This window comes from Aestuariimicrobium ganziense, assembly GCF_015352975.1.
In the GTDB taxonomy this organism is placed as follows: Bacteria; Actinomycetota; Actinomycetes; order Propionibacteriales; family Propionibacteriaceae; genus Aestuariimicrobium; species Aestuariimicrobium ganziense.
Genome location: NZ_JACYIZ010000001.1, coordinates 282,608 through 302,132 on the forward strand (window position 1 = coordinate 282,608; position 19,525 = coordinate 302,132).

A 19,525-nucleotide genomic window follows, 5' to 3' on the forward strand; every position below is an offset into this window, starting at 1 on the left:
CAGCCTAGGTGTGCCGGTCAGGGCGGGACGAGGCGGGTTCAGCCTTCGACGCTGGTGGCGCTGGCCCGCCCGTGACCAGTCAGGGTGTCGGTACCGATCAGCGACAGGAAGGTGGTCTCGACGGTGATCGTGGTGGTGACGCTGACCCGCTCGCCGGTGACGGTGACCTGTCCGGCGACCCCGGCGTCGTCGAGCACGGCTAGGGCTGCGCGGTGGGCCGCACTGGACGGGTCGTTGCCGACCAGGCGGTGGCCCACGGCGGCGTCAGCGCCGGCGCGAGCGGCATGGGCCGCCACGGCCTCGGCCCGGCGATCGGCCGACACCTTCGCTCCCCCATCGATGACCAGCCCCGCCAACAGCAGCAGGCACACCACGACCACCGCGAAGAACGCCGAGAGGCTCACGCCTCGCTCGCGGCCGGTGCGGTGCTCAGGACGATTCACGGGCACAGTCTTGCCGGTGGCGGGTGCACCACGCGGCGAACCTGTGGACACCCGCGTCAGGCAGGGCCGCACCGAACTGGCCCCACGACCAACCAAAGGGTTGATGCGGTCGCCTCGGCCTGGTCATGCTCGGACTGTTCGTCGGCTGGGAACGCCACCGCGCCAACAACGGGCGCTCCGCCCTGCTCGACCTCACTCTGCTGCGGATCCCCACCTTCACGTGGGGAAACCTGACCGCGACGGCGGTCAGCGCAGGCGAGTTCGCGCTCGTGTTCGTGTTGCCCCTGTACTTGGTCAATGCCGTGGGTCTGTCGATCATGGCTGCGGCGCGCGCAGCAGGACTGATCGATTGACCTCGCCCCACCGGGGTCAGTGGCGGCGTTGGGCGCATCAGCGGCGTATTGCACCCTGCGGGGGCTTAACAATCATTCAGCAGCAGGCGTAGGATACGGAGCGTGAGTGTTGTTGAGGGCGGCACGACGAAGCGCCGTGGGGGGCGCCCAAACAGGCGGGACGAGATCGTCTTGGCCGCCGCCGAGGCCTTCTCGGTGTCGGGCTACCACAACACGTCACTGACCGCGATCTCCGATCAACTCGGCATGACCGCTGCCGGCATCCTGCACCACTTCGGTTCCAAGGAGAACTTGCTCACCGAGGTGCTGGCCTGGCGCGACAAGGTCTCGCGCGAGAACCAGGCCACCACCGGGTCAGCCCTCATCGACCACATGGTCGATACTGCCGCGCGCAACCAACGCACCCCGGGCCTGACCCAGCTCTACGCGGTGTTGTCGGCGGAGTCGGTGACCACCAACCACCCGGCCCAGGACTGGTTCCGCAACCGGTACGTCACGGTCCGCGAGGAAGTCGAGGCTGCGCTGCGCTGCCGTGCGGGCCTCGACCCCCAGGGCAGCTCCCCCGCGAGCAGGTCCGCCGCCCAGGCCCTGGTGGCCGTGATGGACGGTCTGCAGGTGCAGTGGTTGCTCAACCCCGACATCGACATGGCCGCAGGCATGGCGTTCGCTGCCGATGCCCTGGTCGACCGTCTGCGCAAGGCCGACGGCTGAGGCTCCCCGGCTGGTCGTCCTCTGCCGGACCCACCCCGCATCGCGCCAGACCCAGCCACTAGGCTGGAACCCTCAGCACTCCAGCGTCCAAGGAGGACCACGATGGTCTCGAAGGTTGCCCTGCTCACCGCCGGCGGTTTCGCCCCGTGCCTGTCATCGGCCATCGCAGGCCTGATCCAGCGCTACAGCGAGGTCGCCCCCGAGGTCGAGATCATCGCCTACCGCCATGGCTACCAAGGCCTGCTGAGCGGCGACTTCCTCACCGTGACCGACGAGGTGCGCCGCAACGCCGGCCTGCTGCACAAGTTCGGCGGTTCCCCGATCGGCAACTCGCGGGTCAAGCTCACCAACGTCAAGGACCTGGTCAAGCGCGGCCTGGTCGCCGAGGGTGACGACCCCCTCAAGGTGGCCGCCGACCGGCTGGTCGCCGACGGCGTCGACGTGCTGCACACCATCGGCGGCGACGACACCAACACCACCGCTGCCGACTTGGCCGCCTACCTGGCCAAGCACGACTACGGCCTGACCGTCGTCGGACTGCCCAAGACCATCGACAACGACGTGATCCCGATCCGCCAGTCGCTGGGCGCCTGGACCGCCGCCGAGCAGGGTGCGGTCTTCGCCGAGAACATCGTGGCCGAGCACAACTCCGGCTCGCGCATGCTGATCGTCCACGAGGTGATGGGACGCCACTGTGGCTGGCTCACCGCCGCCACGGCGCAGAAGTACCGCGAGTGGCTCGACACCCAGACCTGGCTGCCCGAGATCGGGCTGTCGCGCGAAGCGTGGGACATCCACGCCGTCTACGTGCCCGAGGCCGTGATCGACCTCGAGGCCGAGGCCGCCCGGCTCAACAAGGTGATGGACGAGGTCGGCAACGTGACGATCTTCCTCTCCGAGGGCGCCGGCCTGGACTCGATCGTCGCCGAGCTGGAGAAGTCGGGCAAGGAGGTGCCGCGCGACCCCTTCGGCCACGTCAAGCTCGACAAGGTCAACCCCGGTGCCTGGTTCGGTGAGCAGTTCGCCGAGCTGCTGGGTGCCGAGAAGGTGATGATCCAGAAGTCCGGGTACTTCTCGCGCTCGGCGGCCGCCAACCAGGCCGACCTCGACCTGATCAAGCAGTGCACCGACCTCGCCGTCGACTGCGCCCTCGAGGGCAAGGCCGGCGTGATCGGCCACGACGAGGAGAACGGTGACGTGCTGAGCGCCATCGCCTTCGACCGGATCAAGGGTGGCAAGGCCTTCGACATCACCCAGTCGTGGTACACCGAGATGATCGAGGCCATCGGCCAGCCCGCCCCGGTGGCTGCCCCGCCCCACTGACCCCCTCCCCCTGACCGTCCGGCCTTGGCGTGGGCCGGGCCGCCCCCGCCAAGGAGCCCCGGATGCATCGACTCGCTGACCTCAGCCTCGCCAACCGGGCGCTGATCGCCCTGATCACCGTCTTCGTGCTGGTGTTCGGGGTGGTCACCACCGGGCGGCTCAAGCAGGAACTCATCCCCTCGGTGGAGTTCCCGCAGGTGTTCATCGTCTCCTCCTACCCCGGGGCCGGCCCCGAGGTGATGGAGGAGAAGGTCACCGTCCCGATCGAACAGGCGATGCTGACCCTGCAGGGGGTCGAGTCGACCTCGTCCACCTCGGTGAGCGGCACCTCGTCCATCGTGGTGACGATGCGCTACGGCAGCAACATGTCGATCGTCCAGCAGGACGCGCGCGCGGCCATCTCACGGATCGAGTCGTTCCTGCCCGAGGGCGTCGACACCCAGGTGATCACCGGCGGCTTCGACTCGATCCCGGTGCTGGCGCTGTCGGTGAGCGACGAGTCGTCACCGATCGAGTTGGCCCAGCGACTGCGCACCGTGGTCGTCCCACGCCTGGAACGCATCGAGGGCGTCAGCGCGGTGCAGGTCACCGGCGCACCTGAACGCCAGGTGCAGATCAAGCTCGACAAGCTGCCCGCCTCGGTGCCGGCGGCGCTGGTGAGGCAGGCGGTCACCGGCTCGGGCACCCTGGTGGCGGCCGGACGCCTCGACGACGGCGACCAAACCCTCAACGTGACTGTCGGCCAGCGCTACACCTCGCTCGACCAGTTGCGTCAACTGCGGATCACGGTGCCGGCCGCCGATGCCACCCAGCCACCGCAGTCCTTGACTTTGGGGCAGGTGGCCACCATCACCGAGGGTGAGGGGGCACTGACCTCGTACTCACGCACCGACGGACGCAACTCGTTGACGCTGGCCGTCACCAAGGTGCCCGACGCCAACACGGTCGCGGTCAGTGACGCCGTCAAGGAACTGCTGCCCGAGTTGGAGGCCGAACTGGGCAACCAGGCCAGGTTCACCCCGGTCTTCGACCAGGCCCCGTTCATCAGCCAGTCGATCCACGACCTGTTGGTCGAGGGCGGCATGGGCCTGGTGATGGCCGTGTTGGTGATCCTGGTCTTCCTGCTGTCGATCCGCTCGACCCTGGTCACCGCGATCTCGATCCCGGTGTCGGTGCTGATGACGATGATCGGGCTCGACATCGCCGACTACACCCTGAACATCCTCACCCTCGGGGCTCTCACCATCGCCATCGGCCGCGTGGTCGACGACTCGATCGTGGTGATCGAGAACATCAAGCGGCACCTGTCCTACGGCGAGTCGACGGTAAGGGCGATCCTCACCGCGGTGCGCGAGGTGGCCACCGCGATCACCTCGGCCACCATCACCACCGTGGCGGTCTTCCTGCCGATCGGCCTGGTCGGGGGCCAGACCGGTGAGCTGTTCCGACCGTTCGCCCTGACCGTCACGCTGGCCCTGCTCAGCTCGTTGCTGGTCAGCCTCACCATCGTCCCCGTGCTCGCCTACTGGTTGCTGCCGCAGGGTCGTCCCACCGGTGATCGTGAAGAGGTCGAACGCGTCGCCCACGAGAAGGAGCGCAACAGTTGGCTGCAGCGCGCCTACGTGCCGACGGTTGAGTGGACGCTGCGCCACCCGGTCATCACCCTGGTCGTGGCCGTGGCGATCCTGGCCACGACGCTCGCGCTGGCTCCCAGGCTCAAGACCAACTTCCTCGGCGACGCCGGCCAGGACACCCTCACCGTCAGCCAGGAGTACCCATCGGCCCTGTCACTGACCGAGCAGGACGCCCGCGCCGCCAAGGTCGAGAAGGCGCTGATCGGCGTCGAGGGCGTCAAGACCGTGCTGGTCACCGTGGGTTCCGACGGCACGCCGTTCGGTTTCGGTGGACGAGCCGACACCGCCACCTTCTCGCTGAGCCTGGACGAGGACGCCGCGGCCGCCGACGTGCAGACCCGGGTGCGCACCGCGATCGCCCCGTTCAGCGAGGACGGCGACCTGACCGTCAGCGCTGCCGCGCTGCAGGGATCCAGTGACGTCGAGGTGATCATCAAGGCAGCTGACCGGCAGCGCCTCACCGAGGCCAACGACGCTGTGGTGAAGGCTCTGGGTGAGGTCACCACCGGCACTGACCTGACCTCGTCGTTGACCGATGAACGTCCCCAGGTGACCGTGGTGACCGATCCGGCCCGGGCGGCGGCTCGGGGGCTCACCGACGCTGCCGTCCAGCAGGCGGTGCGTGGCGCGTTGAGCCCGACCACGCTGGGACGCTACGAGCAGGCAGACGGGGGCAGCATCGACGTCGTGCTCGTGCCCGTGGACCGCCCAGCAGGCCTGGAGGCGCTGAGCGGACTGATGATCCAGTCACCGTCGGGCCCAGTGGCGCTGCGCGATGTCGCCAGGGTCGAGCGGACCAACGTCGCCACCGTGATCGCCCGGACCGATGGGCAACGCTCGGTGACGGTGTCGATCACCCCGGTCAGCGACAACCTGGGACAGGTGACCAGTGACGTGAACGAGGCCCTGGCCGGCGTCACCCTGCCCGAGGGCGCGACCGCCGAGGTCGGTGGCATCAGCCGCGAGCAGGCCGACGCCTTCCGCCAGTTGGGCTTGGCGCTGCTGATCGCCATCGCGATCGTCTACGTGGTGATGGTGGCGACCTTCAAGAGCCTGGTGCAGCCGCTGATCCTGGCCGTGTCGATCCCGTTCGCGGCGACCGGGGCCCTGGCCGCGTTGCTGATCACCGACACCCCGCTGGGGGTGCCGTCACTGATCGGTGTGCTGATGCTGATCGGCATCGTGGTGACCAATGCCATCGTGCTGATCGACCTGGTCAACCACTACCGAGCCCAGGGGCAGTCGGTCGATGATGCCCTGATCAACGGGGCGCGGCAACGTCTGCGGCCGATCCTGATGACCGCCATCGCCACGATCTTCGCCCTGGTGCCGATGGCGCTGGGCTTGAGCGGGGGCGGGGTGTTCATCTCCAAGCCGCTGGCCATCGTGGTGATCGGCGGCCTGCTGTCGTCGACCCTGCTCACCCTGGTGCTGGTGCCGGTGCTCTACCACCTGGTCGAGGCACGTCAGGAGCGACGCCGGATCGCCCAAGGTCGTGACCCGGTCACAGGTCACCGGCTCGAAGAGGTGCAGGCCGACGACGAGCCCGCCGAGACCGACGACCAAGCCACCACTGGTGACCTGCCTGACGCCGCCCAAGCTGACGAGCCGCCGGCTCGTCCCGCCCGTCGATCCTTGGAGGAATGACCCGGCGCCAGGCCGGGCTCAGCGGCGGACCAGTCGTCCCAACAGGGCCGCGACCATCGCACCCAGACCGATGCCGGTGGCGGCACCGACGGCGTAGCCGGTGACACCGGCCACCTTGACCGAGTTCGCGGCCACGTCCTGGGGCACCAGGACGTCGGGATCTGGTTCGGGGTGGCTGCCGTCAGGCGCGATGGACACCGGGTCACGCTCGACCTGGGCCCGGAACGCCTCGACGCGCAGTGGGCGTCGGGCGCCGGCAGACGACGGCAGCAATGGTCGTCCCTCCTTGAGCGCCTTCTCCTCGGCCTCCTTGCGCTCCTCCTCGGCCTCCTCGGCCTCGATCCGGGCGCGGTCCTCGTCGGCCCGTTCCCAGTGGCCGGGAGCGGTCTCGGTGTCGCTCCTGCCGCGCAGCAGCTCGTCCGCCTCGTTCCAGCGATAGGCGATCGCTGGCTGCTTGGCGGTGGCGATCCAGGCCGCGATGAACAGGGCCAGTTGGGCGAACAGGTTGAGCACCAGCATCAGAACGATCACCGGCCCGAACAGCGCGGCAGCCCGGTTCTGGCTGAACAGGCCCATCAGCGATCCGGCGCCCAACTGCAGGGCGGCCAGGCCGACCGCGGCCGCCAGCGCACCCTTGACCCTGGCCCCGAGCGGTGCGGGCTCGCGCGGCAGCAGCCAGTAGATCAGGCCGAACAGCAGCCAGGCACACAGCACGGTGACGACAATGGCCCCAGCCCGGACGCCCAGTCGTCCCACCAGCGACTCGGTCAGCCCCAGCCAGCGCACGACCACGTTCGACAACGAGGTGCCGATGATCGCCATCGCGCCGGTGAGGCCGATGCCGATCAGCAGGACGATCAGCGTGCCGGCGTTGATGATGATCTTGAGGAAGAAGTTGCGCTTCTTCTCGTCGAACTCGAACTCCGGGCGCCACTGGGCCCGGATGGCGCCACGCAGGTTGCCCACCCAGCCAGACCCGGCGTAGAGCAGCGAGAGCAGGCCGACCAGGCCGACGCCTCGCCAGTTCTGCAGGTACTGGTCGATCAGGTCGGTGAAGCGTCCGGTGCCGATGATGTCGGTCACCTCGTCCTTGACCACGGCCAGCCAGTCAGGGCGCAGCACGGTCAGGGTCATGCCCAGCATTGAGAAGCCGAACATCAGGATCGGCACCATCGCCAGCACCGAGAAGTAGGTGACCGCGGCGGCGAACTGCCCACCCATCCGGTTGCTGTAGCGCGCCCAGGCACGCAGCAGGTGCGCCACCCAGGGCTTGGCCTTCAACTGGGCCAGCTTGTCCTTCACTGCTCTCCCCTGACTCGTCGGTGCCGTTGATCGCTGCGAGCCTACCGACCCCTGCGCCAGGGGTGGCACGCCCGGGCCTCGATGCCACCCGGAAGGGCTGGGTCGACTGTGGTGCTGGCTAACGTGCGGGTGGGACCGACGTGGCTCGACGTCTGCATCGAGCATCTGGGCGGCAGCCTGGTAGAGCATGACTGGGGTGAGTTGCCCTGGACGGTGATGCGCGACCCGAGGGGCAACGAGTTGTGCGTGCTGGGCGAGCCGTGAGCCTCTCGACACGTCGCGTAAGCGCTCCTGGGCGACCAACAGACTGCGCTCAGTCCTCGTAGGCCCCCGGGGGTGGGCACGAACAGACCAGGTTGCGGTCGCCGTAGACGTTGTCGATCCGGGCCACCGGCGGCCAGTACTTGTCGCGACCGGACCCGGCGATCGGGCCCCGGTGCTGCCCCGAGGGGTAGGCCGCCTGGCTTCGCGTGTACGGGTGGGTCCACGCGTCGGCGCTGACCCGGGCCATCGTGTGCGGGGCGTTGCGCAGCGGGTTGTCGTCCGCCGGCCACACCCCTGCCTGCACCTGGGCGATCTCGCCCCGGATCGCGATCATCGCGTCGCAGAAGCGGTCGAGCTCGGCGAGGTCTTCGCTCTCGGTCGGCTCGACCATCAGCGTGCCGGCCACCGGGAAGCTCATCGTCGGGGCATGGAAGCCGTGGTCGATCAGCCGCTTGGCGACGTCGTCGACCGTCACACCGGTCGTCCGGGTGATCTCTCGCAGGTCGAGGATGCACTCGTGGGCGACCAGCCCGCCGCGCCCGGTGTAGAGCACCGGGTAGTGCTCGCGCAGGCGCGCGGCGACGTAGTTGGCGTTGAGCAGAGCCAGTTGGGTGGCCTCTCGCAGTCCTTCGGCCCCCATCATCGCGATGTAGCCGAACGAGATCGGCAGCACTCCCGCCGACCCGTAGGGCGCACCCGAGACCGCGCCGGCCGAGGTGGACGGACCGGCCTGCTCGACCACCGGGTGGTTGGGCAGGAACGGGGCGAGGTGCCCGCGCACCGCCACCGGCCCGACGCCCGGGCCACCGCCGCCGTGCGGGATGGCGAAGGTCTTGTGCAGGTTGAGGTGGCTCACATCAGCGCCGAACCGTCCGGGCCTGGCCAGTCCGACCAGGGCGTTCATGTTGGCGCCATCGACGTAGACCTGTCCCCCGGCCTGGTGCACCAGGTCGCACAGTTCGACGACCGACTCCTCGAACACCCCGTGGGTCGAGGGGTAGGTCACCATGATCGCCGCGAGGTTGTCAGCATGCTGCTCGAGCTTGTCGCGCAGGTCGTCCAGGTCGACCGAGCCATCGGCTGCGGCCTTGACCACGACCACCCGCAGCCCGGCCATCGCGGCCGAGGCGGCGTTCGTGCCGTGCGCCGAACTCGGGATCAGGCAGACGTCACGGTGGGCGTCACCGCGCGAGCGGTGGTACTCGCGGATCGCGACCAGGCCGGCGAACTCGCCCTGCGAGCCGGCGTTGGGCTGCAGCGAGACCCGGTCGTAGCCGGTGACCTCGACCAGCCAGTCCTCGAGCGTGCCGATCAGTTCGGCGTAGCCGGTGGCGTCCTCGGCCGGAACGTACGGGTGCAGGTCGGCGAAACCGGGATAGCTGATCGGTTCGAGTTCGGCCGCCGAGTTGAGCTTCATCGTGCACGACCCGAGCGGGATCATGCCCCGGTCGAGGGCGAAGTCACGATCGGCGAGCGTGCGCAGGTAGCGCATCATCCGGGTCTCGCTGTGGTGCGAGGTGAACACCTCGTGGCGACACCAGTCCGCGTCACGTTCGCGTCCGGCAAGGTCGCCGAACGCTTCGATCTCGGACGACCACTGTGCGCCGAACGCCCGGGCGACCGTGGCCAGGTCGTCATCGTTGGAGTCCTCGCCCACGCTGATGCCGACATGGCGTTCGTCGACCAGGCGCAGGTGGACGAGCCCCTCGCGCGCTGCCCGGACGACCGCGGCAGCGTCGTCGGTCTCGACGAGAAGGGTGTCGAAGAAGCTGGAGTGCACCACCGGGCGCCCGGCAGCGGACAGTGCCCCGGCCAGGCTGCGGGTGCGGTCGTGGACGCGCTTGGCGATCGAGGTCAAGCCGTCGGGCCCGTGGTAGACCGCATACATCGCGGCCACCACGGCCAGCAGCACCTGGGCGGTGCAGATGTTCGAGGTCGCCTTCTCACGCCTGATGTGCTGCTCGCGGGTCTGCAGCGCCAGCCGGTAGGCCGCGACCCCGTCGGCGTCGAGGGAGACGCCGACCAGGCGGCCGGGCAGGCTGCGCTCGAGCCCGGCACGCACCGAGATGTAGCCCGCGTGTGGACCGCCGTAGAATAGTGGCACCCCGAACCGCTGGGTGGTGCCCACCGCGACGTCGGCACCCCAGCTGCCGGGTGCCTCGACCAGGGTGAGCGCCAACAGGTCCGCCGCGGCCACGACCATGGCGCCGTTGTCGTGCGCCTTCTGTGCGATGGCCTGCAGCTCGGCCAGCGGCTGCAGCCGTCCGTCGACGCCGGGGGTCTGGACGAGCACCCCGAAGGCCTCGTGCTGCTGCAACGACTCGACGATGTCGTCACCGGCGACGACCACCTCGATGTCGAGCGGTTCGGCCCGGGTGCGCAGCACGGCCAGGGTCTGCGGCAGGGTCTGGGAGTCGACCAGGAAGACCGAGCCCTTCTTGACCTGGCGGCGGCACAGCGCCATCGCCTCGGCCGCAGCGGTCGACTCGTCCAACAGGCTCGAGCCCGCCGTGGGCAGTCCGGCCAGGTCGGCGACCATGGTCTGGAAGGCGAGCAGGGCCTCGAGCCGGCCCTGGCTGATCTCGGGCTGGTAGGGGGTGTAGGCGGTGTACCACGCCGGGTTCTCGAGCACATTGCGCCTGATCACCGCCGGGGTGACGGTTCCGTACCAGCCCATGCCGATCATCGACCGGCCGGGAACGTTGCGTGCGGCCAGCTCGCGCATCCTGGCCAGGTGGGCGGCCTCGTCCAACGCTGGGGGCAACTCCATCGGGTGGTCCATGATGATCGCCGCCGGCATCGCCGACGACACCAGTGCCTCCAGCGACGGTTGCCCGACCACGTCGAGCATGGTGGCGAGGTCATCGTGACGAGGACCGAGGTGGCGGCTGACGAAGGGATCGGGTTGGCTCACCCGACCAGCCTAACGGGGTCGCTCAGGCCTCACTGGGCGGCGCGACGCTGCTGCCGGCGAAGGCTCAGCTCGTCGTCGCCGACCACCGGCGCCACCTCGGCGGTGCGCTCACCCGGAAGCTCGAGCAGGTCGCCCTCGATGTCCTGCCAGACCCGGCCCAGGGCGATCACGAACATGCCCTGGCCGCCGCGCAAGAGGTCGATCACCTCGTGGTCGGTCGTGCACTCGTAGACCGACACCCCGTCGCTCATCAGTGTCACCGAGGTCAGGTCGGCGTGGCCGCGGGCGCGCAGGTGGTCGACAGCGACACGGATCTGCTGCAGCGAGATGCCGGCGTCGAGCAGCCGCTTGATCACCTTGAGCATCAGCACGTCACGGAAGGAGTACAGCCGCTGGGTTCCCGAACCACCAGCGCCGCGAACGCTCGGGCTGACCAAGCCGGTGCGGTCCCAGTAGTCGAGCTGGCGGTAGGTGATGCCTGCAGCACCACAGGCGACCGGGCCACGGAAGCCGAGGTCGTTGGGCAGGGGCGAGAAGTCTCCGTCGAACAACACGTCCTGGTCGAACAGGGCATCCTGCGGGGCCAGGTCGGTGCGCTCGTCTCGCTGCTCGTTCACGGCTGTCCTCGGGTTCCGCCGACTCCTGCGAGTCGGGCTGGGGCTCCATTGTCGCATCCGGAGCCCTGTCGCGGGACGGCGGTGCGTGCAGATGACGCTAGGACGTGGCGTCGAGCGCTCCGGGCTGGGACACGCCGTGGCACGCCAACCAGGGCCCAAGCATCAAGGGCTGGTTGAGCCTTCGGCGCCGGGCTCGCCACCCTCGAAGTCCTCGGGGGTCACGCTGTCGAGGAACTCGCGGAACTTCTCCATCTCGTCGTCGCCGCCGTCCTCGTCGAGCACCACACCGATCTCGTCGACCAGTTCCTCGCTGCACTCCAGCCGCATACCGGTGCGCACGGCGATCGCGGCGAGGTCACTGGGACGCACCTGGATCCAGTGCTCCCCCAGCTGCATGCTGGCGGTGTAGGTGCCCTCGTCCATGCTGTCGATCCGGCCCAGCGTCTGGGTGACGCCGAGGGTGCGCAACACGGTGACCAGCAGGTCGTGGGTCATCGGACGCGGGGGGACGACACCCTCGAGCGCGTTGACGATGGCCGCTGCCTCGTTGGCGCCGATCCAGATCGGCAGGCAGCGTCGTCCACCCTGCTCGCGCAGCACCAGGATGGGGGCGTTCGAGACGTCGAGCCTGACCCCGACGACCTCCAGCTCGCGCATGACGACTCCTCAGTCTCAGCGTTCGATCATCGTGTGCATCATCGCAGCATGGGCGTGAAGTACCAAGGTGGTGACCTCGGCCGCGGCCTCACTGGCCGCGCCACGGCGGCGCAGGTAGGGGGCGATCGCCTGTTCGACCAGGCCGGCCTCACGCTCGGCCGACTGCTTGACCACCCGCAGGTGGCGTGAGTCCATGCCGTAGGCCTGCAGCTTGCGGGCGACGACACAGATGGTCAGCGCCTCGCGGCCGTACCAGTTGGTGCCCCGGCGGGGGAACACCAGTTGCTGGCGCTCCAGCTCCACCAGCACTCCCTCGCTCAGCCCGCTCACGGTGAGCAGCTCGCGCCGACTCATCCGCAGCGGTCGTTTGGGGATCCGCTCGCCCCCACGGGCCGCCGGCACCACCTCGTCGTCGGTGGTGGCCACCGGTGGTACCGGGGGTTGCTCGGACGAGGGCGGTTCGCCGCCGGCGTCCATCACCTCGAGGTGCTCACGGATCACCTTGAGCGGCAGGTACTGGTCGCGCTGCACCCGCAGGATGTAGGTCAGTCGTTCGATGTCGCCGCTGGCGTAGCGCCGGTAGCCCGAGGGGGCACGTTCGGGTGAGAGCAGCCCCTCACTCTCCAGGAACCTGATCTTGGAGATCGAGATGTCGGGGAACTCAGCTTTGAGAACGGCCAGGACCTGCCCAATGCTGCGCATCGGCGAGGGCATCAGCGCCGCTCACGCTCGCTCACGTGGAAGACCATCCGGAACTTGCCGATCTGCACCTCGTCCCCGGCCCGCAGCCGGGTCACACCCTCGACCAGCGACCTGTTCACGTAGGTGCCGTTCAGGCTGCCCAGGTCCTGCACGTCGAAGCCCTCGTCGGTGCGGATGAACTTCACGTGGTTGCGCGAGACGGTGATGTCGTCGAGGAAGATGTCGGAGTCGGGATGGCGTCCCACGGTGGTGACATCGGTGTCGAGCAGGAACCGCGCGCCGGTGTCAGGGCCGCGCTGCACCACCAGCAGGGCCCGGTCTGAGGGCAGCTCGTTGATGGCGTTGACCAGGTCGGCGGTCATCTCCACCGGGCGGGTGTCGTCGGTGATCGCGGTGATGGTTCGCGTGGTGTCGCCGGTCACCTCGCCCAGCTTCGTGCCGCACTGGGAGCAGAACCTGCTGCCCGGTGTCAGGTCGGTACCGCAACTGGGGCACTTGATCATGGTGTTGACCACACTTTCCGCCGGATCCTGCGCTCCGACCAGTCTAGGGGACTCATTCCCCCACGTGGGAGGCGTATCCGTCGGAGTCGAGCAGGTCGTCGTCCTCGCTGTCGTCGGCCAGTTCGACCTCGAACAACCAGCCGTCACCGTAGGGGTCGGCGTTGACGGTCTCGGGAGCGTCCGAGAGCACGTCGTTGACCGCGGTGACCACGCCGGAGACGGGGCTGAACAGGTCGCTGACGCTCTTGGTCGACTCCAGCTCGCCGCAGCTGTCACCGGCGGCGACCTCTTCACCGACGGTGGGCAGCGAGATGTAGACGATGTCGCCCAGGGCGTCGGCGGCGTAGTCGGTGATCCCGATCCGCACACTGCGCCCATTGCCCTCACGGACCCACTCGTGCTCGGTGCTGTACTTCAGGTCCTCGGGATAACGGCTCATGGTGTCATGTCTCCTTCACAGCGGCCGCGACATCGGGTGCGCAGTCGTCCGCCGTCACAATAACCGACCGGACTGACCCGATGGTACGACCTGTTGCGGTGATCAGGCCGGGCGCGCGAACTGGGGCGCCTTGGGGGTGTGCAGTGAGGTGATCGTGAGTTCGTCGCTCTGCCGGATGGTCACCTGGGCCCCGACCTGTGGTGCCTGGGCCTGCGAGACCAGACCCCCACGGAACCTGGCACCCTCCTCCAGTGTCTGCGGGTCACCGATGACCACCAGCACGTAGGGCGCCTCGATCGGCACCCCGTCGACCACGATGCCGTCGGTGCCGCGACCAAGCCACGAGCTGGCGACCACCCGTACACCGTTGAGGTCGATCGCCTCGGCACCGGCGTCCCGCATCTCCTCGATGGCGTCGAGCAGCAGTTCGGGGCTGACCTTGCCCTGCGGGTCGGCGATGGTGATCGTCACCCCGGGCCCCTGGGCCGGCGCGGTGCCGGCCAGGATCTGGAGTTCCTGCACGCGCTTGCGGGCCTGTTCCTGGGCGACCCTGGTGGTGTTGGCCCCGGTCTGCAGCTCGCGCTTGGTGGTCTCCAGACGTCTGATCTCGTCGCGCAGCTGCCCGGAGTTGGTGTTCAGCTGTTCGAGCATCGCCACCAGTTCGGGTCGGCGCATCTGCGAGTAGGCCTGGTCGGACGCGCGGGCGCGCACCTGCCACACGGTTGCCATCGCGCACAGGCACAGGATCAGCGCCATCACCGCCTGCGCCCTCGACGGCCTGACCAGGTCGCGCAGCATCCGGCGCCAGGTCGGCAGTGGACGGTGCTGGGCCTGGCGGACGTCTCGTGAGGGGGCGCTGCTCACCTCGTCGGTCAGCAGTGCGTGCTCGTCGGACGAGACGACCGCTGCCGCCGGCGCCTCGTTAGTCGTGGAGTCGAGCGCCTGCTCGTCCTCGACGCCTGACGGTCGACGGGCCTGCCGACGTCGGGCCGCCCCGACCAGCCGGCCGGATCGGCCGAGCCGGGGACGACGTGGGGTCTCGGGCTCAGGCACGCAGCAACGCCCTTCGAATGGCTGCGGCGTTGTTGAAGATCCTGATGCCCAGCACGACGACCACACCGGTCGACAGCTGGGCGCCGACGCCGATCCGGTCACCGATGAAGACGATCAGCGCAGCGATCAGCACGTTGCTCAGGAACGACACCACGAAGACCTTGTCGACGAAGGTGCCCTCGAGGTAGGCCCGGGCGGCGCCGAAGATCGCGTCCATGGCGGCGACCAGCATGATCGGCAGGTAGGGCTGCAGCATCGCGGGCAGCGTGGGCTCGAGCACCAGACCCAGCACGATGCCCAGCAGCAACCCGAAGATGGCGATCATCCCGCACTCCTCACGTCGTCGACCCTACCGCGCGTCATCGGGGTGGCACCGCGTGCCGCGTGGCCAGGTTCGCGTCGGGATTCAGTCGCAGCTCGTCCGCCGTCGACACCTCGTAGCGCATGCCGTAGTTCTGCTTGAGGAACAGCCACCAGGCCCCCGCTGACGACTCCTGCAGCGCTGCCGGCATGGACTTGGGGTCACCGATCGCCTCGACCCGGTAGGGCGGGGTCAGCGAGACGTAGTCGACGGTGATGGCGCTGCCTGCTCCCCTGATCGCCGTGCGGGTGCTGAGTCGGTGCCCATTGATCGCGATCGCCTCGGCGCCACTGGCCCACAGGCCGTTCACCAGCTGCCGCAGGTCCTGGTCGACCACGACGGCCGAGGGATTGCCCAGGGTGGGTGCGTCGTCCACGATGACGACGACGCCGGGACCGACCACGGCGACCGCCCCGGTGGTGACCTCGAGTTCGCTCAGCTGGGCCTGCGCCGAGGGGTCGCTGGCCAGGGCCTGCTCCTGCAGCTCGCGCACGGCCTGGCGTTCGGTCAGCAGGGTCTGCTGCAACTGCCGGTTCTCTGCCTCGGCGGCCTTGACGTGGCCGACGAGCTGGTCGCGCTCACGTTGCAGCGCCGGGGCCGAGCGTGCGGTCTGGATCGCCGCCAGACCGAACATCGCCCCGGCCAGCAGCAGCGTGGTGAACAGCACCCATCGACGCCTGGGCGGGGCGCCGGTCCGGGTGACCCGCTCGTAGTCGGGGTCGAGCGAGGTGTCGTCGAGGTCACGCAGCAGTGACATGGACGCGTCGACCGCTCGCCTGGCCGGCGAGGTCGTGCGCCGCTCGTCCCGCCCGCGGACCATCAACCAGTCCGACCGAGTCGTGCCGGATCAGCCACTGGGGGCAGCGTCCTGACCAGGGTGACGGTCTGCTTGAGGTACAGCAGGCCGGCCCACCAGTACAGGCCGGTGCCCCAGATCGCGAACGCCCAGCCGATCACCTGGCACCACTGCGAGAAGGTGTTGCTGCCATCGCCCAGCAGCACCAGCGGGAAGGCGTAGAGCAGGCAGAACGTGGCAGCCTTGCCCAGGAAGTGCACCGGCAGGCTGGTGTAGCCGCGGGTCTTGAGCGCGGGCACCTGGGCCAGCAGGACGAGGTCACGGGCGACCAGCAGCGCCACCAGCCACCAGGGCACCAGGTCGCGCACCGCCATCGCGACGATGATGGCCAGGATGTAGAGCCGGTCGGCGACCGGGTCGAGCATCTGGCCGACCCGTGAGACCTGGTTCCACCGCCGGGCCAGGAAACCGTCGAGCCAGTCGGTGGCACCGGCCACCATCAGCAGCACCACGGCCCAGACGTCACCCTGACGGCTGATCACCAGCCAGACGAACAGCGGCACCCCGGCCAGGCGCAGGAACGAGAGCACATTGGGCAGCGTCCACACCCGCTCGGTCTGGTAGGTCGGCTGCTCCACGGGGCCAGCCTAGGCGATCCGGGTCATCCGACCGCGGCCGGTGGCGTGCCGGTAGTGCCACTCCACCTGGGGGCCGACCACCGACCAGTCGAACTGGGCGGCGCGGGCTCGTCCACGCAGCGGGTCGACCGGCGCGGCCAGGACGTTCCGAATCGCTGTGGCGAAGGCCTGCGGGACTCCGACCGGGACCAGCGTGCCGACCGGTCCGGACTGGTCGGTGAGCACCTCACGGAAGGCGGGCAGGTCGCTGGCGACCACCGAGGCGCCCGAGGCGAGGGCCTCGAGCAGGACGATGCCGAAGCTCTCCCGGCCCAGGTGGGGTGCGACGTAGACGTCAGAGCAGGACAGCAGGGCATCTCGTTCGGCGTCGGTCACCCGGCCGACGAACCGGATGCCAGGATGGGACCGGCGTTTGCCGGCGCCCGCCACCACCGCATCGACCTCGACTCCCTGGCCTCGAAGCAGGTCGATGGCTGCGGCGAACACCCCGAACCCCTTGCGGGGCTCGTCGTGGCGCCCGACGAAGGTCACCCGCGGACGCGGACCTCCTCGCCACCGACCCGCGGGAGCGACCAGGGTGTGGTCGTCGACCTGGATGCCGTTGCCGATCACCACCGGGTCGAGCCCGATGTGGCGGCGCACCACCTCGCGGGCCACCTGCGACACCGCGATGCCGGAGTCGAGCGCGGCCACGGTGGCGGGCATCAACTGCCCGGCCAGGCGCATGGTGCGCGAGCCGGGGGTGGCGGTGTGGAAGGTGGCCAGGATCGGCGCGTTGCGGTGCCAGACCGCGAGCACCGAGGCGCTGGGGGTGATCGGCTCGTGCACGTGGATGACGTCGGGGACGACCTCGTCGAGCCAGCGACGAACCCGGGCCGAGGTCAGCGGGCCGAAGGTGAGCCTGGCCACCGATCCGTTGAACGGGACCGCGATGGTGCGCCCGGTGCTGGTGACGGTGTGGGTGTCGACGCCGTGCCTCAGCAGCCATTGCGGTTCGGCCCGGCCCGGCGCCAGGACGAACACCTCGTGACCAGCCCGGGCGAGCCACGCGGTGAGCCCGATGACGTGGTTCTGCACTCCCCCGGGTTCGGCGAGGGAGTAGGGGCAGACCATGGCGATCCTCATGCCCGCACCCCCGGGAAGATCGGCTGCAGCATGTGCCAGTCGTGGGGGTGGCGCCGCACCTGGTCGGCGAAGAAGTCGCACAGGCCCTGGGTCATCGCCGCCACCGCCGTCTCGTGGTCGGCACCCTCGGGCGGGGTGATCGGCTGGCTGACCACCAGCCGCATCCGGCGTCCCTGGTAGTGGCAGGCGACGCCGAGCAGCACCGCCCCGGCCCGCAGCGCGATGGTGGCCGGGCCGGTGGGCATGGTGGCGGTGACCCCGCCCGTGGCACCGGGCCAGACCACCGGCACGCCGCGTCGGGAGAAGTCGCGGTCGGCCATCAGGCAGACCAGCCGACCTTGGCGCGACTCGTCGACCAGCGCGCTGGTGACCGAGGCCTCCCGGTGGCCGTGGACGATGAAGCCCAAGTTCTCGCGCACCCTGCGGAACAGCGCGAACTCGGGGGCGAGCAACTGCTCGGCCACCGTCGAGACCGGCATGCCCGCCCCGCACGCCCACGCACCGGCGAGGTCCCACGACCCCATGTGGGGCAGGCCGATCACGGCCCCGGGGTCGGCGGCCAGGCTGCGCAGCCGGTGTTCGTCCTCGGTGGAGAAGATGGCGTAGTCGTCGATGCGTTCCCGGCTCCAGCTGCCCAGGTGCATCGACTCGACGGTGTTGCGGGCCCACGACCAGACCGCGCGCGCGGTGTGCAGTCGTCCGGGTCGGTCGCCGGTGAGCGCGGCCACGTTGGCCTGCCACTGTCGCAGGGGACGGGCCGGCAGCACGGCCATCGCCACCGAGGCCAAGGCCGCGGCCGGCATCCACACCGGCCACGGGATGCGGGCCGCCGTGGTCAGGAAGGCCTGGCGTACCCGGTCAGACCGCCGCATCTCGGGCCTCGGCCTGTCGATGCACCTGGGCCATCCGTTGGCCCACGGTGATGGTCGAGGCCAGCAGCAGCCAGCACAGGGCCACCGGCAGTGCCCAGAACAGCCCGACACCGGCCAGCGCCAGACCGAGCAGCAGCACCAGGACGCGGTCGGCACGGGCAGCCAGGCCACCCACGACCTTCATGTCCAGCGCTTCGCCGCGTGCCTTGACGTAGCTGGTGACCTGGCCCATGACCAGCGCCCCCAGGGCGATGCCTGCCCACAGCACCGAGTCGCCACGGCCTGCGTAGTAGAGCACGACGGCGCCGAAGACCGCGCCGTCACCGATCCGGTCCAGGCTGGAGTCGAGGAAGGCCCCCCAGGTCGAGACCCGGTTGGTCATCCGGGCCATCTGGCCGTCGATGCCGTCCGACAGCATGAAGACCAGCAGCAACGCCGCTCCCTGCCAGAGCCACCCGCGAGGCAGGAAGACCATCGCGGTGACCACCGTGATCAGGGTGCCCGCCCAGGTGATCGCGTCCGGATGCACCTTGAGGGCGATGAACAGCCTCGCCGGCGGGGTCATCAGCTTCGTCCACAGGCCGCGGAACTGCTCGAGCATCAGGCCTCTCCCCCACTGGTGCGCTCGGCCTGGTCGACCCAGCCCTCGGCCAACAGCCGGCGGGTGTCGCCGAGCAGCATGGGCAGGGCGCGGGTCTGGGCGACGACCGGCATGAAGTTCGCATCACCCTTCCACCGGGGCACCACGTGCTGGTGCAGGTGGGCGGCGATGCCGGCGCCGGCGACGTCACCCTGGTTGAGCCCGAGGTTGAACCCGTGCGGGGCCGAGACGGCTCGCAACGTGCCCATCGCCTGCTGGCTCAGCAGCATCAACTCACGTGCCTCACCCTCGGTGAGTTCGGTCAGGTCCGAGACGTGACGGTAGGGACAGACAAGCAGGTGCCCCGGGCTGTAGGGGTACAGGTTGAGCACCACGAAGCAGTGCTCGCCACGGTGCACGATCAGGCCGGTCTCGTCGTCCTCACCCGGCACCCGGCAGAACGGGCACTGGCCCGAGGTGGCGTCGGCCGGCTTGTTCTCGCCGTTGATGTAGACCATCCGGTGCGGGGTCCACAACCGGTCGAAGGCATCGGGGACGCCGGCCAACTGGTCGGCCCGCTCGGCCTCCACC

General features: G+C 69.5%; 20 protein-coding genes and 1 pseudogene. 5 read left to right on the top strand and 16 right to left on the bottom strand.

Translation table 11 applies throughout. The features are described from left to right. Nucleotides 1-38: 38 nt before the first annotated feature. Nucleotides 39-443: a pilus assembly protein TadG-related protein gene (locus IE660_RS16075; RefSeq protein ID WP_203566527.1), complete on the bottom strand. Its 405-nt coding sequence runs from the start codon at nt 441-443 to the stop codon at nt 39-41. A 113-nt stretch (nt 444-556) separates the two neighbouring features. Between IE660_RS16075 and IE660_RS01390 the strand changes: the two are divergent. The 4 genes and pseudogenes from IE660_RS01390 to IE660_RS01405 all read left to right on the top strand — a co-directional run. Further along, nucleotides 557-784, top strand: a pseudogene (locus IE660_RS01390) (MFS transporter); the annotation flags it as partial. A 114-nt stretch (nt 785-898) separates the two neighbouring features. Then, a complete protein-coding gene (locus IE660_RS01395; RefSeq protein WP_203566529.1) occupies nt 899-1,507 on the top strand; it encodes a TetR/AcrR family transcriptional regulator in 609 nt (202 codons plus the stop codon). 102 nt (nt 1,508-1,609) lie between these two features. Then, on the top strand, nt 1,610-2,830 hold the full coding sequence (locus IE660_RS01400) for a pyrophosphate--fructose-6-phosphate 1-phosphotransferase (protein WP_203566530.1): 1,221 nt from the start codon (nt 1,610-1,612) through the stop codon (nt 2,828-2,830). A gap of 62 nt (nt 2,831-2,892) precedes the next feature. After that, the gene (locus IE660_RS01405) at nt 2,893-6,111 is read left to right on the top strand and encodes an efflux RND transporter permease subunit (protein WP_203566531.1); all 3,219 of its coding nucleotides are present in this window, start codon (nt 2,893-2,895) and stop codon (nt 6,109-6,111) included. An 18-nt stretch (nt 6,112-6,129) separates the two neighbouring features. On the opposite strand, the gene IE660_RS01410 is transcribed toward IE660_RS01405, so the two are convergent. Continuing rightward, entirely contained in the window at nt 6,130-7,413 is a 1,284-nt protein-coding gene (locus IE660_RS01410; RefSeq protein ID WP_203566532.1) for a YhjD/YihY/BrkB family envelope integrity protein, read from the bottom strand. A gap of 108 nt (nt 7,414-7,521) precedes the next feature. On the opposite strand from IE660_RS01410, the gene IE660_RS01415 reads away from it, so the two are divergent. Then, a complete protein-coding gene (locus IE660_RS01415; RefSeq protein ID WP_203566533.1) occupies nt 7,522-7,677 on the top strand; it encodes a hypothetical protein in 156 nt (51 codons plus the stop codon). A 49-nt stretch (nt 7,678-7,726) separates the two neighbouring features. Here the strand turns inward: IE660_RS01415 and gcvP are convergent, their stop codons facing one another. From gcvP to IE660_RS01485, 14 genes are all read right to left on the bottom strand, one after another. Beyond that, entirely contained in the window at nt 7,727-10,591 is a 2,865-nt protein-coding gene (gene gcvP, locus IE660_RS01420) for an aminomethyl-transferring glycine dehydrogenase (protein ID WP_203566534.1), read from the bottom strand. Between the two features lie 29 nt (nt 10,592-10,620). Next, nucleotides 10,621-11,208: a MerR family transcriptional regulator gene (locus IE660_RS01425; RefSeq protein WP_328701787.1), complete on the bottom strand. Its 588-nt coding sequence runs from the start codon at nt 11,206-11,208 to the stop codon at nt 10,621-10,623. A 162-nt stretch (nt 11,209-11,370) separates the two neighbouring features. After that, nucleotides 11,371-11,865 carry a bifunctional nuclease family protein gene (locus IE660_RS01430; protein ID WP_203566536.1) on the bottom strand — a complete coding sequence of 165 codons (495 nt, stop codon included), beginning with the start codon at nt 11,863-11,865 and terminating at the stop codon, nt 11,371-11,373. 15 nt (nt 11,866-11,880) lie between these two features. Beyond that, complete coding sequence (ftsR, locus tag IE660_RS01435) at nt 11,881-12,579, bottom strand: transcriptional regulator FtsR (RefSeq protein ID WP_203566537.1); 699 nt, start codon at nt 12,577-12,579, stop codon at nt 11,881-11,883. After that, nucleotides 12,579-13,070: an FHA domain-containing protein gene (locus IE660_RS01440; RefSeq protein WP_203566538.1), complete on the bottom strand. Its 492-nt coding sequence runs from the start codon at nt 13,068-13,070 to the stop codon at nt 12,579-12,581. The genes ftsR and IE660_RS01440 overlap by 1 nt, the downstream gene beginning before the upstream one ends. 52 nt (nt 13,071-13,122) lie before the next feature. Beyond that, nucleotides 13,123-13,509, bottom strand: a complete 387-nt coding sequence (gcvH, locus tag IE660_RS01445) for a glycine cleavage system protein GcvH (RefSeq protein WP_203566539.1) — start codon at nt 13,507-13,509, stop codon at nt 13,123-13,125. A 102-nt stretch (nt 13,510-13,611) separates the two neighbouring features. Further along, complete coding sequence (locus tag IE660_RS16295; protein ID WP_328701789.1) at nt 13,612-14,562, bottom strand: DUF881 domain-containing protein; 951 nt, start codon at nt 14,560-14,562, stop codon at nt 13,612-13,614. Beyond that, nucleotides 14,555-14,887: a small basic family protein gene (locus IE660_RS01455; RefSeq protein WP_203566540.1), complete on the bottom strand. Its 333-nt coding sequence runs from the start codon at nt 14,885-14,887 to the stop codon at nt 14,555-14,557. Before IE660_RS01455 ends, IE660_RS16295 begins: the two co-directional genes overlap by 8 nt. 34 nt (nt 14,888-14,921) lie before the next feature. Next, nucleotides 14,922-15,680 carry a DUF881 domain-containing protein gene (locus IE660_RS01460; RefSeq protein WP_203566541.1) on the bottom strand — a complete coding sequence of 253 codons (759 nt, stop codon included), beginning with the start codon at nt 15,678-15,680 and terminating at the stop codon, nt 14,922-14,924. Between the two features lie 62 nt (nt 15,681-15,742). After that, nucleotides 15,743-16,357, bottom strand: a complete 615-nt coding sequence (locus IE660_RS01465) for a CDP-alcohol phosphatidyltransferase family protein (protein WP_203566542.1) — start codon at nt 16,355-16,357, stop codon at nt 15,743-15,745. Between the two features lie 9 nt (nt 16,358-16,366). Continuing rightward, nucleotides 16,367-17,482 (bottom strand): glycosyltransferase family 4 protein, encoded by a 1,116-nt coding sequence (locus tag IE660_RS01470; RefSeq protein ID WP_203566543.1) that lies wholly within the window; start codon nt 17,480-17,482, stop codon nt 16,367-16,369. After that, nucleotides 17,479-18,354 (bottom strand): LpxL/LpxP family acyltransferase, encoded by an 876-nt coding sequence (locus tag IE660_RS01475; RefSeq protein WP_203566544.1) that lies wholly within the window; start codon nt 18,352-18,354, stop codon nt 17,479-17,481. The genes IE660_RS01470 and IE660_RS01475 overlap by 4 nt, the downstream gene beginning before the upstream one ends. Beyond that, nucleotides 18,341-18,955, bottom strand: a complete 615-nt coding sequence (gene pgsA, locus IE660_RS01480) for a phosphatidylinositol phosphate synthase (protein ID WP_203566545.1) — start codon at nt 18,953-18,955, stop codon at nt 18,341-18,343. The genes IE660_RS01475 and pgsA overlap by 14 nt, the downstream gene beginning before the upstream one ends. Then, nucleotides 18,955-19,524, bottom strand: a complete 570-nt coding sequence (locus IE660_RS01485) for an HIT family protein (protein ID WP_328701790.1) — start codon at nt 19,522-19,524, stop codon at nt 18,955-18,957. Before IE660_RS01485 ends, pgsA begins: the two co-directional genes overlap by 1 nt. Nucleotide 19,525 lies beyond the last annotated feature (1 nt).

What these genes read in the sequence shown, in the direction of transcription:
- IE660_RS01400 (WP_203566530.1), top strand. Translation starts at nt 1,610, where the DNA reads ATGGTCTCGAAGGTTGCCCTGCTCACCGCCGGCGGTTTCGCCCCGTGC.
- IE660_RS01405 (WP_203566531.1), top strand. Translation starts at nt 2,893, where the DNA reads ATGCATCGACTCGCTGACCTCAGCCTCGCCAACCGGGCGCTGATCGCC.
- IE660_RS01430 (WP_203566536.1), bottom strand. Translation starts at nt 11,865, where the DNA reads ATGCGCGAGCTGGAGGTCGTCGGGGTCAGGCTCGACGTCTCGAACGCC.
- ftsR (WP_203566537.1), bottom strand. Translation starts at nt 12,579, where the DNA reads ATGCCCTCGCCGATGCGCAGCATTGGGCAGGTCCTGGCCGTTCTCAAA.
- IE660_RS01440 (WP_203566538.1), bottom strand. Translation starts at nt 13,070, where the DNA reads ATGATCAAGTGCCCCAGTTGCGGTACCGACCTGACACCGGGCAGCAGG.
- gcvH (WP_203566539.1), bottom strand. Translation starts at nt 13,509, where the DNA reads ATGAGCCGTTATCCCGAGGACCTGAAGTACAGCACCGAGCACGAGTGG.
- IE660_RS01455 (WP_203566540.1), bottom strand. Translation starts at nt 14,887, where the DNA reads ATGATCGCCATCTTCGGGTTGCTGCTGGGCATCGTGCTGGGTCTGGTG.
- IE660_RS01460 (WP_203566541.1), bottom strand. Translation starts at nt 15,680, where the DNA reads ATGTCACTGCTGCGTGACCTCGACGACACCTCGCTCGACCCCGACTAC.
- IE660_RS01470 (WP_203566543.1), bottom strand. Translation starts at nt 17,482, where the DNA reads ATGAGGATCGCCATGGTCTGCCCCTACTCCCTCGCCGAACCCGGGGGA.
- IE660_RS01475 (WP_203566544.1), bottom strand. Translation starts at nt 18,354, where the DNA reads ATGCGGCGGTCTGACCGGGTACGCCAGGCCTTCCTGACCACGGCGGCC.
- pgsA (WP_203566545.1), bottom strand. Translation starts at nt 18,955, where the DNA reads ATGCTCGAGCAGTTCCGCGGCCTGTGGACGAAGCTGATGACCCCGCCG.